Raw genomic sequence first — 15,148 nt, forward strand, 5'->3', positions numbered from 1 at the left:
CGGTTCTTCCGCCCGTGAAACATCCAACGGCCGCCGAAGTCAACGCCGCGGCGGTCGCGGCTTGCCCGGTTCTGGCTCGGCGCGCGGCATTCCGGCACGCCGTGGCCCCGGTCCGGCCCCGAGCGATCGTGTCAGCGCCGGCCGAACAGGCGCTCGATATCGGCGAGCTTCAGCTCGATGAAGGTCGGCCGTCCGTGGTTGCAGGTGCCGGCGCCGGGCGTCGTCTCCATCTGGCGCAAGAGCGCGTTCATCTCCTCCGGCTTGAGCGTCCGGCCGGCGCGCACCGAGCCATGGCAGGCGATGGTGGCGGCGACGTGGTCGATCTTCTGCAGAAGCTTGTCGGCGGTCTCGCAGTCGGCGAGCTCGTCGGCGAGATCGCGCACCAGCGCCGGCGCATCGACCTTGCCGAGGATCGCCGGCACCGCGCGGATTGCCACCGCCCCGGGCCCGAAGCGCTCGAGCACGAGGCCGAAGCGCTCGAAGGACGGCGCCTGCTCGGCCAGCCGGTCGGCGTCCTCAACCGGGAGGTCGACAATCTCGGGAATCAGCAGCATCTGCGCGGGCTGCGGCCGGGCATGGATCGCCGTCTTCAGCGCCTCGTAGACGAGCCGCTCGTGCGCGGCGTGCTGGTCGACGAGGACGAAGCCGTCGCGGGTCTCGGAGACGATGAAGGCGTCGTGCAGCTGCGCCCGCGCTGCGCCGAGCGGATAGTCGGCGAGCGTGTCGGCGGCCCGCCCGTCGCCCTCGGACGGGGCATCGGGCCGCGTATCGGGCGCGCGCGCCGCGGGCGGCAGTCCGGCAAAGGACCATTCCTCCGCCAGTCGCGGGCGCCCCGTGATCTCGGCCTCGGCGCCGTCCAGTGGACGGAAGGGCGACCGTTCCGCCGCATAGGCGGCCTGCGCGCCCTGGCCAAAGCCCGTGGCGGCGGCGCGTTGCGGATCGCGGGCGTTCCAGCTGAGGCCGCCGACCTCCCACCCTGTCCCGCCGGCGCCCGGCCCGGCGAAGCCCTCGGCCTGGCCGCCGGGGCGGAAGCGGCCGAGGAGGCCCGCGGCGCCCTCGGTCGAGCCGCGCAGGCCGGCGCGTGCCAGCGTCTCGCGGATGGCGCCGACGATGAGGCCGCGCACCAGGCCCGGGTCGCGGAAGCGCACGTCGGCCTTGGCCGGGTGGACGTTGATGTCGACGGCGCGCGGGTCGATGGTGATGAACAGCACCGCGATCGGGTGGCGGTCCCGCGCCATCACGTCGGCATAGGCGCCGCGCAGCGCCGAGAGTAGAAGGCGGTCCTTCACCGGCCGCCCGTTGACGTAGATATACTGGAACTGCGCATTGCCGCGGCTGAAGCTCGGCAGGCCGGCAAAACCCTCGATCCGGACGTCCTCGCGCGCCGCGTCGATCGCCAGGCTGTTGTCGGCGAAATCCTGGCCGACGACGGCGCCGATGCGCCGGATCGGGCTCGCCGCCTCGAACACCGTCTCCGTCCGGTCGCTGCCGGCAAGCGAAAAGCGCACATCGGGAAAGGCGATGGCGATGCGCCGGATGACGTCGGTGATCGCCGCGGCCTCGGCCTTCTCGCTTTTCAGGAACTTCAGCCGCGCCGGCACGGCATGGAAGAGATCGCGCACCTCGACCACCGTGCCGCGGCTGAGCGCCGCCGGGCGCGGACCGTCGACCTGGCCGGCATGGACCAGGATCTCGTGCGCGTCGCTGGCGCCCGCCTGGCGCGAGCGCAGAGACAGCTTGGCGACCGAGCCGATCGAGGGCAGGGCCTCGCCGCGAAAGCCGAGCGTCTCGATGGCATGCAGGTCGTCGAGGAGCTTTGAGGTGCAGTGCCGGCGCACCGCCAAGGGCAGGTCGCCCACGGCGATGCCGGTGCCGTCGTCGGTGATGCGCATCAGGCTCTTGCCGCCGCCTGCCGTGACGATGTCGATGCGCGTCGCGCCGGCATCGAGCGCGTTCTCGACCAGTTCCTTGACGACGCTCGCCGGCCGCTCGACCACCTCGCCGGCGGCGATCTGGTCGATGACGGTCTCGGACAGCTGGCGGATCGACATGGGGATGGGCGCTCGGGCAGGGCTGGAAACAAAATCACCCGCCCGGCGGGCCGGGCAGGTGATCGAAACTAGTCGCTCGGACCGGCGGGATCAAACCCGCCAGTGAAGAAGCTCCGTTCAGTCCTGGTCTTCCAGGGCACCATGCTCTTCCAGCATGATGAACACCGAGCGCGCCTTGACCACGAACTCGGCCTCGTGGTCGACGACGCGCGGCTCGATGTCGGGCCAGTCGGACTGGACGTAGAGCGTGAAATGCGCGCCCTCGCGCGGCGCCGGCAGGCGCACGGTGGCGTCGTCATGGCCGCCATTGATGTAGATTACCGCGCGTTCGCTCTCGGTCTCCTGGTCGTCTTCGCGCGGCGCGTAGACGCTCATGCCGAGGAACCGCCGGCTGCCGTCGTTCCAGTCGTCGTCCGACAGCGCCTCGCCGTCCTCGCGCAGCCAGACGACGTCGGGCATGTCGCCGCCCTTCACCGTGTCGCCGGTCAGGAAGGCATCGGCGTTCAGCGCCGGATGCGCCTTGCGCAGCTTGGCGAGCTTGGCGGTGAAGTCGATCAGCAGTTCGTCGGCGTGCTCCCAGTCAAGCCAGGTGATCTCGTTGTCCTGGGCATAGCCGTTGTTGTTGCCGCCCTGCGTGCGGCCGAACTCGTCGCCGGCGACGATCATCGGATTGCCGCGCGAGACGAGCAGCGTCGCCAGCATGGCGCGGATGTCCTTGCCGCGGGCTTCGATGACCGCGGGATCGTCGGTCAGGCCCTCAACGCCGTTGTTCCAGGAATGGTTGTCGTTGTGGCCGTCCCGGTTGTCCTCGCCGTTCGCCTCGTTGTGCTTCTCCTCGTACATCGCGATGTCGGCGAGGGTGAAGCCGTCATGCGCGGCGAGGAAATTGACGCCGACCGAGGGCTTGCGGCCGTCATGGTTGTAGAGGTCGGCCGAGCCGGCGAGGCGCGTCGCCAGGGCGCCGATCATGCCGTCCTCGCCCTTCCAGAACTTGCGCACGTCGTCGCGGAACTTGTCCTGCCACTCGAACCAGGGTTTCGGGAAGTTTCCGACCTGGTAGCCGCCGGGACCAACGTCCCAGGGCTCGGCGACATGGATGCGGTCCTTCAGGACTTCGTCCTCGGCGACCATCTTGAAGAAGGGCGCGTCGTGGCTGAAGCCCTCCGGCAGGCGGCCGAGAACCGTGCCGAGATCGTAGCGGAAGCCGTCGATGCCGGTCGTCTGTACCCAGGTCCTGAGCACGTCGACGAACATCTTCGCCACCGGCGGCTTGTGCGTGGCAAAGGTGTTGCCGGTGCCGGTGTCGTTGATCATGAACTCCGGCTGGCCGTCGGGATGACGGTAGTAGAGCAGGTTGTCGAGACCGCGATAGCAGATCGTCGGGCCGACTTCCGAGCCTTCGCCGGAATGGTTGAAGACGACGTCGAGGAGGACGCGGATGCCGCGCTCGTGCATCGCCTCGACGGCGCGACGGACCTCGGCAAGACCGCCCGGCGACAGCCGCGGATCGGGCGCCATGTGGGTGATCGGGTTGTAGCCCCAGGCATTCGTCAGGTTGTTGAGCATCAGATGCCCCTCGTCGATCCACGCCGCGAGCGGCATGAATTCGACCGTGTCGATGCCGACGCGCTCGAGATAGTCGAGGAAATGCGGCTCGGCGAGCGCTCCCACGGTGCCGCGCAGTTCGGCGGAAACGTCGGGATTGCGCTGCGAGAAGGCGCGGATCGACATCTCGTAGGTGAGGCCGGGCGCGGCGAAGGGCAAAGGCGAGGCGTCGCGGGCGGGATCGATCACCACCGCGCGCGGGATGAAGGCGGCGCTGTCGAGCTCGCGCTCGGGCGGGGCAGTCAGGCCCGGCTGGTAGATGAAGGGACGGTCGAGCTGGATGGCGTAGGGATCGACGAGGAGCTTCGAATAGTCGAAGCGATGCCCCTCCTGCGGGGCGTAGGGACCCTTGGCGCGCAGGCCGTAGCGGGTGCCGGCGGCAAGGCCCGGCACGAAACCGTAGCGAAAGCCCTCGCCGTCGAGGCCTTCCAGCGTCAGGCGGTCGGTTTCCTGCGTCCCTGCTTCGTCGAAGAGGCAGACTTCGATGGCATCGGCATTTTCGGAGTAGACGGCGAAGTGAATGCCGTCGGCGTCGAGCGTCGCGCCGAGTTCGGCGGGCTTGCCGCGTTCGGCCGTGATGGTGTTTGACATGGAAGTCCCGTCAGGAGGTGAGGCGTCAGGTGATCACGTCGGGCGCCGACCGACCGGTTCGTTTGGTGATCTCACCGATAACATCGGCTGTATCGATGAGTTCCGAGAGCGCTTCTTGCGGTGCAATATCGTGTTTGGCGGCGTCCGGCTCGAAGCGTTCGATGTAGACGCGCAAGGTCGCGCCCTTGGTGCCGGTGCCCGACAGGCGGAAGACGATGCGGGCGCCGCCCGAGAACAGGATCCGCACGCCCTGGCCGGTCGAGATCGAGCCGTCGATCGGATCCTTGTAGGAGAAATCGTCGGCCTCCGACACCACGAGCGTGCCGAAGCGCTGGCCGGACATCGAGGCGAGGCGGTCGCGCAAGGAGCCCATCAGCCCCTCGGCGGCCTTGGAATCGATCTCCTCATAGTCGTGCCGCTGGTAGTAGGTGCGGCCGAATTCCTGCCAGTGACCCTCGACCACCGCCTTCACGCTCTCCTTGCGGTCGGCGAGGATGTTCAGCCAGAGCAGCACGGCCCACAGCCCGTCCTTCTCGCGCACATGGTCGGAGCCGGTGCCGGCGCTCTCCTCGCCGCAGATCGTCACCATGCCGGCGTCGAGCAGGTTGCCGAAGAACTTCCAGCCGGTCGGCGTCTCGTAGAGCTTCACGCCGCGCTTGGCGGCGACCCGGTCGGCCGCCTGGCTGGTCGGCATCGATCGGGCGATGCCGGTGATCCCCTGGGTATAGCCCGGCGCGCGCTGGATGTCGGCGGCGAGCATGGCGAGCGAGTCGGACGGCGAGACGACGATGCCGCGGCCGACGATGAGGTTGCGATCGCCGTCGCCGTCCGAGGCCGCGCCGAAGTCCGGCGCGTCCGGGCCCATCATCCGGGCGATCAGCTCGGCGGCGTGCACGGCGTTGGGATCGGGATGGCCGCCGCCGAAATCCTCCAGCGGAACGCCGTTGACGACGGTGCCTTCGGGGGCGCCGAGGAGGCCTTCCAGAATGGTCTTGGCATAGGGGCCGGTGACGGCGTGCATGGCGTCGAAGGAGAGGGTGAAGCCGCCGGCGATCAAGGCGCGGATCTTGCCGAAGTCGAACAGGGTCTGCATCAGTTCGGCATAGTCGGCGACGGGATCGACGACCTCGACCACCATCGCCTCGATCGTTGTCTCGCCGACGACCGAAAGGTCGGGCGCCGGCGCGTCCGAGATTTTGTATTCCTGCAGCGTGCGCGAGCGCTTGAAGGTCGCCTCGGTGATCGCCTCGGGGGCGGGGCCGCCATTTCCGATGTTGTACTTGATGCCGAAATCGCCGTCCGGACCGCCGGGATTGTGGCTGGCCGACAGGACGATGCCGCCGGCGGCCTTGCGCTGGCGGATGAGATGGGAGGCGGCGGGCGTCGACAGCAGGCCGTTCTGGCCGACGACGACGCGGCCGAAACCGTTGGCGGCGGCCATGCGGATGGCCTTCTCGATCACCGGCCGGTTAAAATAGCGGCCGTCGCCGCCGATCACCAGCGTCGCGCCGGGGCCACGCTCGGCCACATCGAAGATCGACTGCAGGAAATTCTCGGCATAATGCGGCTGCGAGAAATGCGCGACCTTCTTGCGCAGGCCCGACGTGCCCGGCTTCTGGTCGTCGAAAGGCTTCGTCGCGACGGTCTCGATCATGGTGACACTTCCCCTGTCAGGTCGCGGTACAAAGCGGCATAGCGGGCGGCGCTGACGTCCCAGCCGACATCGGTTGCCATGCCGCGCTTCTGCATGGCTTGCCAGAGCACGGGGTCGTCGTAAAGCCGGATCAGCTTGGCCACGGCTTCGCGCAGCGGATCATGCGCGACGGGCGCGAAGATCACGCCGGTGGCAACGCCCGCCGCCATGGCCGCGAAATTGGCGTGGATCACCGTATCGGCAAGCCCGCCGACCCGCGCGACGACGGGAATGCAGCCATAGCGCAGGGCGTAGAGCTGGGTCAGGCCGCAGGGCTCGAAGCGCGAGGGCACGAGCAGCGCGTCGGCGCCGGCCTGGAGCCGGTGCGACAGCACCTCGCTGTAGCCGATGCGCACGCCGATGCGGCCGGGATGGCGCGCATGCGCGGCGAGGAAGCCGCCCTCGATCATGCGGTCGCCCGAGCCGATGACGACGAGCCGCGCGCCCATGGCGACGATCTCGTCGCAGAGGCCGACGAGCACGTCCATGCCCTTCTGCCAGGTCAGCCGGCTGACCACGGCGAGGATCGGGCTATCGTCGCGGGCCAGGCCGAACTCGGTCTCCAGGGCGCGCTTGTTGGCGCGCCGGGCCTTCAGGGTCCGGGCCGTGTAGTTGCGGGCGATGTCGGGGTCGGTCGCCGGATTCCAGATGTCGGTATCGATGCCGTTGACGATGCCGACCAGCCGGTCACCGCGGCCGTGCAGCAGGCCGTCGAGGCCCATGCCGCCGGCGCTGGTGAGGATTTCCTCGGCATAGGTCGGGCTGACCGTGGTGACGACGTCGGCGGCGTGCAGTCCGCCCTTCAGGAAGCCGACGCTGCCGTAATATTCGAGGCCCTCGAGCGACCAGGCGGCATTCGGCAGGCCGAGCCGCGGGAAGACGTCGAAGGGAAAGCTGCCCTGGAAGGCGAGGTTGTGCACGGTCAGAACGGTCTTGGGCCGGCGCGCACCGGCCGAGAAGGCGAGATAGACCGGGGCGAGCGCTGCCTGCCAGTCATGCGCGTGCAGGACGTCCGGGCGGTAGCCCTCGATCGCGCCCTCTGCCACCAGGGCGCCGGCCTTCGACAGGGCGGCGAAGCGCGCCCAGTTGTCGGGAAATTCCTGCCCGTCGGCGCCGACATAGGGTCCGCCGCTGCGGGCATAGAGATGCGGCGCGTCGAGGACGAGCAGGTCGAGCCCCTCGACTCTGGCCGACAGAATCCGGCTCGACCCGCCGAACAGTTCGGGAATGGCGAGCACGCTGTCCGCCGCGCCGATGCGGGCGATGACGTCGGGATAGCCGGGCATGAGGGTGCGCATGGCGACGCCGCGCGCTGCCATGGCCAGCGGCAGGGCGCCGGCGACGTCCGCCAGGCCCCCCGTCTTGATCAGTGGATAGACCTCCGAGGCGACGGAGAGAACAGTCGATGTCATCGATAGGTAAGCCGGTCGATCATCGGTTTGGTGACGAGGCAGATGCCTGACTCCGTGCGCCGGAAGCGCTGCGCGTCGAGCACCGGATCCTCGCCGATGACGAGGCCGTCCGGAATGTCGACGCCGCGATCGATGACGACATTCGTCAGCCTTGCGCTGCGCCCGATCGTGGCATGCGGCAGCACGACGGCATGGTCGAGGCTGGAATAGGACCGCTGGCGAACGCCCGTGAACAGCAGCGAGCGCCGGAGGCTGCCGCCCGAGATGATGCAGTCGCCCGAGACCAGCGAGGAGATCGCCTGGCCGCGCCGACCCTCCTCGTCATGGACGAACTTCGCCGGCGGGGTGATCTCGGAATAGGTCCAGATCGGCCAGTTGCGGTCGTAGATGTCGAGCGGCGGCACGACGTCGGTGAGGTCGATATTGGCCTGCCAGTAGGCGTCGACGGTGCCGACGTCGCGCCAGTAGGCGTCGTGCTCGTTTTCCGACAGGACGACCGAGAGGTTGAAGGAATGCGCCTGGGCGGTGCCGTGGCGGACGATGTGCGGGATGATGTCCTTGCCGAAGTCGCGCGCCGATTTCGGGTCGGCGGCGTCGCGCCGCAGCTGGTCCATCAGGAATTTCGTCTCGAAGACGTAGATGCCCATCGAGGCCAGCGCGGTGTCCGGGCGGCCGGGGATGGCCGGCGGGTCCTTCGGCTTCTCGACGAAGTCGGTGATGCGGCCTGTCTCATCGACATGCATCACGCCGAAGCCGACGGCTTCCATGCGCGGCACTTCCAGGCACCCGACGGTCACGTCCGCGCCGGTGTCGACATGCTGCTGCAGCATGATCTCGTAGTCCATCTTGTAGACGTGGTCGCCGGCCAGGATGATGATGTACTGCGGCGCGTAGTCCTCGATGATGTCGATGTTCTGGTACACGGCGTCGGCCGTGCCGGCATACCACTGGTCCTCGGAGACGCGCTGGCTCGCCGGCAGCACGTCAAAACTCTCGTTGCGCTCGGGGCGCAGGAAGTTCCAGCCGCGCTGCAGGTGGCGGATCAGGCTGTGCGCCTTGTACTGGGTGGCGACGCCGATGCGGCGGATGCCGGAATTGATCGCGTTCGACAAAGCGAAATCGATGATCCGCGTCTTGCCGCCGAAATAGACCGCGGGCTTGGCGCGGTTGTCGGTCATTTCCATCAGCCGGCTGCCGCGCCCGCCGGCAAGCACATAGGCCATGGTGTCGCGCGATATCGGCGCGTGGCGCTTGCGATCGGTCATTTGCGAAAGTCCTCCCAGATTGCCCGCGGGGAGCCGTGTCGCTGCGACCGGTTCCCCTTTTTCCGGCCGCTTTACATTCTCCGACGTCCTGTCTGGTCGGCGGCCCGACGAGACAGATAGCGCCGCCGCCGGAGGCTTCCACAAAGGTCAGACCTAAGGGCAAAGATTGTGCCGGCGCAATCGACGGCTTCGATCGTCACAGCTTTTTAGGATGGGTCCCCCGGGGGGAGAGGCGGGCCGGCTGTCGGCCCGCCAGAGCTTCAGGAGGCGGGCGCGCCCGGCCCCGCGCGCCAGATGTCCTTGGCGTATTCGCGGATCGACCGGTCGGAGGAGAACCAGCTCATCCGCGCGGTGTTACGCACCGCCTTCTCGCCCCAGGACGGCGTGTCCTGCCAGAGGTCGTCGAGCTTGCGCTGGGTCTGCCAGTAGGCCTCGAAGTCGGCGGCGATCATCCACCAGTCATTGTTGTAGAGGTTGGAGACGAGGCTGGCATAGCGCTCCTGCCCGTCGGGCGAGAACACGCCCTTGACGATGGAATCCAGCGCCTCGCGCAGAAGGCGCGAGTTCTCGATGATCGAGCGGCCGCTATGCGCCTCGCGCCGCCTCGCGGCGACTTCCGCCGCCGTCAGGCCGAAGATGTAGATGTTCTCCTCGCCCAGATGCTCCAGCATCTCGACATTGGCGCCATCGAGCGTGCCGATGGTCAGCGCGCCGTTGAGGGCGAACTTCATATTGCCGGTGCCCGAGGCCTCAAGGCCGGCGGTCGAGATCTGCTCCGACAGATCGGCCGCCGGCATGATGATCTCGGCAAGGCTCACATTGTAGTTCGGGATGAACACCACCTTTAGAAGGTTCTGCACCGACGGATCGGCGTTCACCACCCGGGCGACGTCGTTGATCAGGTGGATGATCTCCTTGGCCTGCGCATAGCTCGGCGCCGCCTTGCCGCCAAAGATCTTCACCCGCGGCTGCCAGTTGCGCTCGGGATGCGAGCGGATCTGGTCGTAGAGCGCGATCGCCTCGATGATGTTGAGGAACTGGCGCTTGTATTCGTGGATGCGCTTGACCTGGATGTCGAACATGGCGCCGGGATCGACGGAGATGGCGAGCCGCTCCTCGATCACCTTGGCCAGGCGCTGCTTGTTCTCGAGCTTCACCGCCATGAATTTTTCGCGGAAGGCGGCGTCGGTGGCCAGCGCGTCGAGGTCGGCGAGTTTTTCGACATTGTCGAGGAAGGCCGGGCCGATCGCGTCGGTGACGAGCGCGGTCAGGCCGGGATTGGCCTGCATCAGCCAGCGCCGGGGCGTCACGCCATTCGTCTTGTTCTGGATGCGCGAGGGGTAGAGCTCGTGCAGCGAGTGGAACACGGTCTCCTTCATCAGCTCGGTGTGCAGCGCCGACACGCCGTTGATGGCATGCGAGCCGACGAAGGCGAGCTGGCCCATGCGCACGCGTCGGCCGTTGTTCTCGTCGATCAGCGAGATGGCGGTGATCTTGCCGCCGTCGAGACCCTTCTGCGTGGCCTCGCGGATGGTCTGGGCGTTGATGGCGTAGATGATCTGCATCTGGCGCGGCAGGAGCCGCTCGAAAAGGTGGATCGGCCAGGTCTCCAGCGCCTCGGGCAGCAGCGTATGATTGGTGTAGGAGAAGGTCGCCTGGGTGATCGTCCAGGCCTCGTCCCAGGCAAAGCCGTGGACGTCGATCAGGAGGCGCATCAGCTCGGCAACCGAGACCGCCGGATGGGTGTCGTTCAGCTGGATCGCCACTTTGTCGGACAGGTTATGCAGCGTGCCGTAGGCCTTCAGGTGGCGGCGGATGATGTCCTGCAGAGAGGCCGACGAGAAGAAGTACTCCTGCCGCAGCCGCAGCTCTTGGCCGGCCTGGTGCGAATCGGCCGGATACAGCACGCGGGTGATCGCCTCGGCCTTGTTGGCCTCGCGCAGCGCGCCGATATGGTCGCCCGAATTGAAGGCGTCGAGCAGGATCGGGTCGAGCGACTGCGCGCTCCAGAGGCGCAGCGTGTTCACATGATTGCCACGCCAGCCGACGATGGGCGTGTCGTAGGCGACGGCCAGCACCCGCTCGCCCGGGCGCCAGATCTGGCGCGGCGGCTTGCCGGGCTCGTCGATCGCCGCGACCTTGCCGCCGAAGCCGATCTCGTAGGAATTCTCGCGCCGCTCGAACTCCCAGGGGTTGCCGTGCATCAGCCAGTTTTCCGGCAATTCCACCTGCTCGCCGTCGACGACCTCCTGGCGGAAGAAGCCGTGGACGTAGCGGATGCCGTAGCCGAAGGCGGGAACGCCGGTCGAGGCCATGGATTCCATGAAACAGGCGGCGAGGCGGCCGAGGCCGCCATTTCCGAGGGCGGCGTCGGGCTCGAGCAGTTCGATCATGTCGAGTTCGACATCGTAGACGGCGAGGGCTTCGGTCACCGACTGCGTCAGGCCGAGATTGCTGATCGCATCGCGCAAGAGGCGCCCGATGAGAAACTCCATCGAGAGATAGCAGACGCGCTTCTCGCCGCTCTCGGTCGTCTTCTGGTTGGATTCCAGCCAGTGATCGATGATCCGGTCGCGCACCGCCAGCGTCGTCGCCTCGAGCCAGTCATGGCGGCGGGCGGCGGCGGGGTTCTTGCCGATCGCGTAGGTGAGCTTTTCCAGGATTTCCGACGCGAAGGTCGCGCTGTCGTTCTGGCGCCGCTGCGGCGTCGGGGCCATCAGGGTGGTGTCGTCGTCCGCGTCGGCCGAGTGCGAGGACGGGCGCGGCGTATCGAGAGCGGATGTCATCTCAGTTCCTCATGGCATGAAGGGCGGCGACAAGGCCCGCGGTCGAACTGTCGTGCCCGGTCGCATCGGTCTCACCGGTGACGACGGGCAGAAGTCCGGTTGCAAGTTCCTTGCCAAGTTCGACGCCCCATTGATCGAAGGCATTGATGCCGAAGAGCTGCGCCTCGACGAAGACGCGGTGCTCGTAGAGAGCGATCAGGCGGCCGAGCGTATAGGGGTCGAGGCGGGCATGCAGGATGGTGATCGAGGGCCGGTCCCCGTCGAACTGGCGATGGGGAGCGATGCGCTCGGCTTCCGCGGGGTCGACGCCCTTGCCCAGCAGCTGGCTGCGCGCCTCGCTCAGGCTGCGGCCGCGCATCAGCGCCTCGCTCTGGGCGAGGCAGTTGGCGACGAGAAGGTCGTGGTGGTGCGACAGCGCCGGCTCGTGGCCGTTGGCGGCGAGAATGAATTCCGCCGGGATCGTGTCCGTGCCCTGGTGCAGCAGCTGGTAGAAGGCGTGCTGGCCGTTGGTGCCGGGCTCGCCCCAGACCAGCGGACCGGTCGCGGTCGGCGTCCGCTGCCCGTCGAGACCGACATGCTTGCCGTTGGATTCCATGTCGAGCTGCTGGAGATAGGCAGGAAAGCGCGCCAGCCGCTGGTCGTAGGGCAGGATGGCCCGTGCGCCGTAGCCCTGCGCGACGCGATGCCACCAGCCGATGAGGCCGAAGAGGATCGGCAGGTTCTCGCCCGCCGGCGCGGTGGCGAAATGCCGGTCCATCGCCCGGGCGCCGTTCAGGAAGGCGCGAAAATTCTCCGGGCCGATCGCCAGCATCAAGGGCAGGCCGATGGCCGACCAGATCGAGTAGCGCCCGCCGACCCAGTCCCAGAAGCCGAACACGCGGGTGGCGTCGATGCCGAAATCGGCGACCCTGTCGAGGGCGGTTGAGACGGCGACGAAATGCGCGGCCACCGCGTCCTCGCCGAGCGCATCGGCGACGAAGGCTCGGGCAGCCGCGGCATTGGTCATCGTCTCGATGGTGGTGAAGGTCTTGGAGGCGACGATGAACAGCGTCGTTTCCGGGTCGAGACGGCGCAGCGTATCGGCGATGTGGGCCGCATCGACGTTCGAGACGAAATGCGTCTTCGGGCCGTCGTGAAACGGCGCGAGGGCCAAAGTCGCCATGGCCGGGCCGAGGTCGGAGCCGCCGATGCCGATGTTGACGACATCGGTGAAGGCCTTCCCGGTGGCGCCGGTCATCGTGCCGTCGCGGACCGACGCCGAGAACTGTCCCATCGCCTGCAGCACGTCTTCCACCGCCGGTCCGACCGGCGCGCCGTGGACGGCAAACCCATCCCCCACATGACCGCGCAGGGCGACGTGGAGCACGGCGCGGCCTTCGGTGGCATTGACCGCTGCGCCGGCAAACATCGCGTCGCGCTTGCCTTCGACCTCGGCGGTGTTCGCCAGATCCAGCAGCGCGCGCATGTCTTCCGTCCCCAATGCGGTCTTGGAGAAATCGAGGAGGAGGTCGTCGAGCCGCGCCGACAGGGTCGCGAACCTCTGGGGATCAGCGGCGAACCTAGAGCCGATGCCTTCTCTGCGGGCGGCTTCGCCGCGGCGAATGAGGTCTTGAATGGCCGGGCTGGGCTCCGAGCGGTCCGTCATCAGAAATTCTCTCGCGCTGTGTTGCCTCACGCCTGTCTGTCACAGCGATTCCGAAAGAGTAAAGGCAATCGCCGCAATGATCGATAGCTTGGAAGCAGAATTCGCCACGGGACGCGCCTCACCGACCGTCATCGAGGTTCCTGGAATTTGCCCACCTCACGGGTAAGTCAACGGATTATCAAAGTGTTAGGGAACGAGGCAGCGGTGGGCGGGTTTCCCTTGCGAAGCGCCGATGCAGACAGCAGCCGGCGCACCGCTAAAGAACGGAGATCGATCATGACCACCCGTAGCCTGATTCTCGCCGGCGCCGTCGCCGCTTTCATTTTGCCCACCGCCGTAGTGGCGCAGGAGGCAACCCCTGCCGGCGCCATGTCGAGCACGACCGATACCACCGGGAGCTACACAATCGTGCGGCGCACCGTCGGCGAGATGCAGACGGAGGATCGCAGCTCCGACGGCACGGTAGCGACGACGGCCAATACCAACACCACCCCGGCCGACATCCAGCGCACCATCGACGCCAATCCGGGTCTCGGTGAAGAACTGGCCAAGCAGGGCGTCGCGGTCGAAGAGATTGGGGCCATCTCGGTCCAGCCGAACGGCCAGGTTGTCATCTACGACCGTACCACCTGATTCCGAAATAACCTTCGCGTTCAAGGGGCACCGGTCGACCGACCGGTGCCCCTTTCCCTATCCGGCTCAATCGATCGTCACGGTTTTCACATTGACGAATTCGCGAATGCCCTCATGCGAAAGTTCGCGGCCAAAACCTGAGTTCTTGATGCCGCCGAAGGGCAGCCGCTGGTCCGAAGCGGTCATGCGGTTAATGTAGGTACCCCCGGCTTCGAGCTCGCGGGCGAAGCGCTCCTGCTCAGCCGGCTCGTTCGTCCAGGCGGAACTGCCGAGGCCGAAATCGCTGTCATTGGCCAAATCGATGGCCGCATCGATCGAGTCCACCTTGAAGAAGATGGCGCAGGGCCCGAACAGCTCCTCGCGATAGGCCGGCGCCTCGGCCGGGATGTCGGCGATGATCGTCGGCTGGTAGAAGTTGCCCTTCCCCTCGACCACCGAACCGCCGCTGACGAGCCGTGCGCCCATGGCGACGCTCTTCGAAATCTGCTCGGCAAGCTCGTCGCGGATCTTCGACGTGGCCAGCGGGCCCATGTCCGTCTTGTCGCTCATGGGATCGCCGACCGTCATGGCGTCGACGCGGGTGCGGAAGCGCTCGAGATAGTCGTCATAGACATCGGCATGGACGATGAAGCGCTTGGCGGCGATGCAGCTCTGGCCGTTGTTCTGCATCCGCGCCTTGACCCCGACCTCGGCCGCCTTGGCGAGATCGGCCGAGGGCATGACGATGAAGGGGTCGGAGCCGCCGAGTTCGAGGACGACGGGCTTCAGCTGGCGGCCGGCCTGCGCGGCGACCGCGCGCCCGGCGGGCTCGCTGCCGGTGAGGGTCGCCGCCTTGACGCGGGCGTCGTCGATGATCGTCTCGACCTTCGACGAGGGAATGATCAGCGTCTGGAACACGCCATGGGGCGCGCCGGCATCGGTGAAGATCTTCTCGATCTCGAGCGCGCAGTGGCTGACATTGGAGGCGTGCTTCAGGAGGCCGACATTGCCCGCCATGATCGCTGGCGCGGCAAAGCGGAACACCTGCCAGAAGGGAAAATTCCACGGCATGACGGCGAGCACCGGGCCGAGCGGCCGGTAGGCGACGAAATTGCGCCCGGCCGGTCCCTCGCGGACCTCGTCGGCGAGGAATTTTTCGGCATTCTCGGCATAGAAGCGGCAGCCGGCGGCGCATTTCTCCACCTCGGCCCGGGCCTCGGCGAGCCGCTTGCCCATTTCGCGCGTGGCGATCTCGGCGAGACGGTCGCGGCGTTCGTCGAGAAGATCGGCGGCCCGCAGGAGAAGCGCCGTGCGCTCGGCGAAGCGCGTCCGGCGCCAGCTGCGGAAGGCATCGTCGGCGCTGGCGAGGGCCTGCTCGATGTCGGCGTTCGAATGCTCGGGGTAGTCGGCGATGGTCTCGCCATTGGCGGGGTTGATGCTCTTGGCCATCGTCGGGCTCCAATCCTGTCTGCACGGGGAGGAGGTCCG

General features: G+C 67.4%; 9 protein-coding genes. 1 reads left to right on the forward strand and 8 read right to left on the reverse strand.

The genetic code is table 11. The annotated features are described in order from the left end of the window. Positions 1-131 precede the first annotated feature (131 nt). The 7 genes from mutL to pgi all read right to left on the reverse strand — a co-directional run bounded on the left by mutL (position 132) and on the right by pgi (position 13,048). A complete protein-coding gene (mutL, locus tag IEX88_RS03625; RefSeq protein ID WP_188849168.1) occupies positions 132-2,051 on the reverse strand; it encodes a DNA mismatch repair endonuclease MutL in 1,920 nt (639 codons plus the stop codon). A 117-nt stretch (positions 2,052-2,168) separates the two neighbouring features. Beyond that, complete coding sequence (glgX, locus tag IEX88_RS03630; RefSeq protein WP_188849169.1) at positions 2,169-4,247, reverse strand: glycogen debranching protein GlgX; 2,079 nt, start codon at positions 4,245-4,247, stop codon at positions 2,169-2,171. Positions 4,248-4,272: 25 nt separating this feature from the next. Further along, positions 4,273-5,901 (reverse strand): alpha-D-glucose phosphate-specific phosphoglucomutase, encoded by a 1,629-nt coding sequence (locus IEX88_RS03635; RefSeq protein WP_188849170.1) that lies wholly within the window; start codon positions 5,899-5,901, stop codon positions 4,273-4,275. After that, positions 5,898-7,352, reverse strand: a complete 1,455-nt coding sequence (glgA, locus tag IEX88_RS03640; protein WP_188849171.1) for a glycogen synthase GlgA — start codon at positions 7,350-7,352, stop codon at positions 5,898-5,900. Before glgA ends, IEX88_RS03635 begins: the two co-directional genes overlap by 4 nt. Then, entirely contained in the window at positions 7,349-8,617 is a 1,269-nt protein-coding gene (gene glgC, locus IEX88_RS03645; protein WP_188849172.1) for a glucose-1-phosphate adenylyltransferase, read from the reverse strand. The genes glgA and glgC overlap by 4 nt, the downstream gene beginning before the upstream one ends. A gap of 260 nt (positions 8,618-8,877) precedes the next feature. Next, the gene (locus tag IEX88_RS03650) at positions 8,878-11,334 is read right to left on the reverse strand and encodes a glycogen/starch/alpha-glucan phosphorylase (protein ID WP_188849307.1); all 2,457 of its coding nucleotides are present in this window, start codon (positions 11,332-11,334) and stop codon (positions 8,878-8,880) included. 70 nt (positions 11,335-11,404) lie between these two features. After that, the gene (gene pgi / locus IEX88_RS03655) at positions 11,405-13,048 is read right to left on the reverse strand and encodes a glucose-6-phosphate isomerase (RefSeq protein ID WP_188849173.1); all 1,644 of its coding nucleotides are present in this window, start codon (positions 13,046-13,048) and stop codon (positions 11,405-11,407) included. A 276-nt stretch (positions 13,049-13,324) separates the two neighbouring features. On the opposite strand from pgi, the gene IEX88_RS03660 reads away from it, so the two are divergent. Continuing rightward, complete coding sequence (locus tag IEX88_RS03660; protein WP_188849174.1) at positions 13,325-13,681, forward strand: hypothetical protein; 357 nt, start codon at positions 13,325-13,327, stop codon at positions 13,679-13,681. A gap of 66 nt (positions 13,682-13,747) precedes the next feature. On the opposite strand, the gene IEX88_RS03665 is transcribed toward IEX88_RS03660, so the two are convergent. Continuing rightward, positions 13,748-15,109: an NAD-dependent succinate-semialdehyde dehydrogenase gene (locus IEX88_RS03665; protein WP_188849175.1), complete on the reverse strand. Its 1,362-nt coding sequence runs from the start codon at positions 15,107-15,109 to the stop codon at positions 13,748-13,750. Positions 15,110-15,148: the final 39 nt, after the last annotated feature.

Origin of the sequence: Aureimonas glaciei, assembly GCF_014643375.1 — a bacterium.
Lineage (GTDB): Bacteria > Pseudomonadota > Alphaproteobacteria > Rhizobiales > Rhizobiaceae > Plantimonas > Plantimonas glaciei.

Bases quoted from the DNA above. Each gene is read 5' to 3' on its own strand.
- mutL (WP_188849168.1), bottom strand. From the start codon at position 2,051: ATGTCGATCCGCCAGCTGTCCGAGACCGTCATCGACCAGATCGCCGCC.
- glgX (WP_188849169.1), bottom strand. From the start codon at position 4,247: ATGTCAAACACCATCACGGCCGAACGCGGCAAGCCCGCCGAACTCGGC.
- IEX88_RS03635 (WP_188849170.1), bottom strand. From the start codon at position 5,901: ATGATCGAGACCGTCGCGACGAAGCCTTTCGACGACCAGAAGCCGGGC.
- glgA (WP_188849171.1), bottom strand. From the start codon at position 7,352: ATGACATCGACTGTTCTCTCCGTCGCCTCGGAGGTCTATCCACTGATC.
- glgC (WP_188849172.1), bottom strand. From the start codon at position 8,617: ATGACCGATCGCAAGCGCCACGCGCCGATATCGCGCGACACCATGGCC.
- IEX88_RS03650 (WP_188849307.1), bottom strand. From the start codon at position 11,334: ATGGCCCCGACGCCGCAGCGGCGCCAGAACGACAGCGCGACCTTCGCG.
- pgi (WP_188849173.1), bottom strand. From the start codon at position 13,048: ATGACGGACCGCTCGGAGCCCAGCCCGGCCATTCAAGACCTCATTCGC.
- IEX88_RS03660 (WP_188849174.1), top strand. From the start codon at position 13,325: ATGACCACCCGTAGCCTGATTCTCGCCGGCGCCGTCGCCGCTTTCATT.
- IEX88_RS03665 (WP_188849175.1), bottom strand. From the start codon at position 15,109: ATGGCCAAGAGCATCAACCCCGCCAATGGCGAGACCATCGCCGACTAC.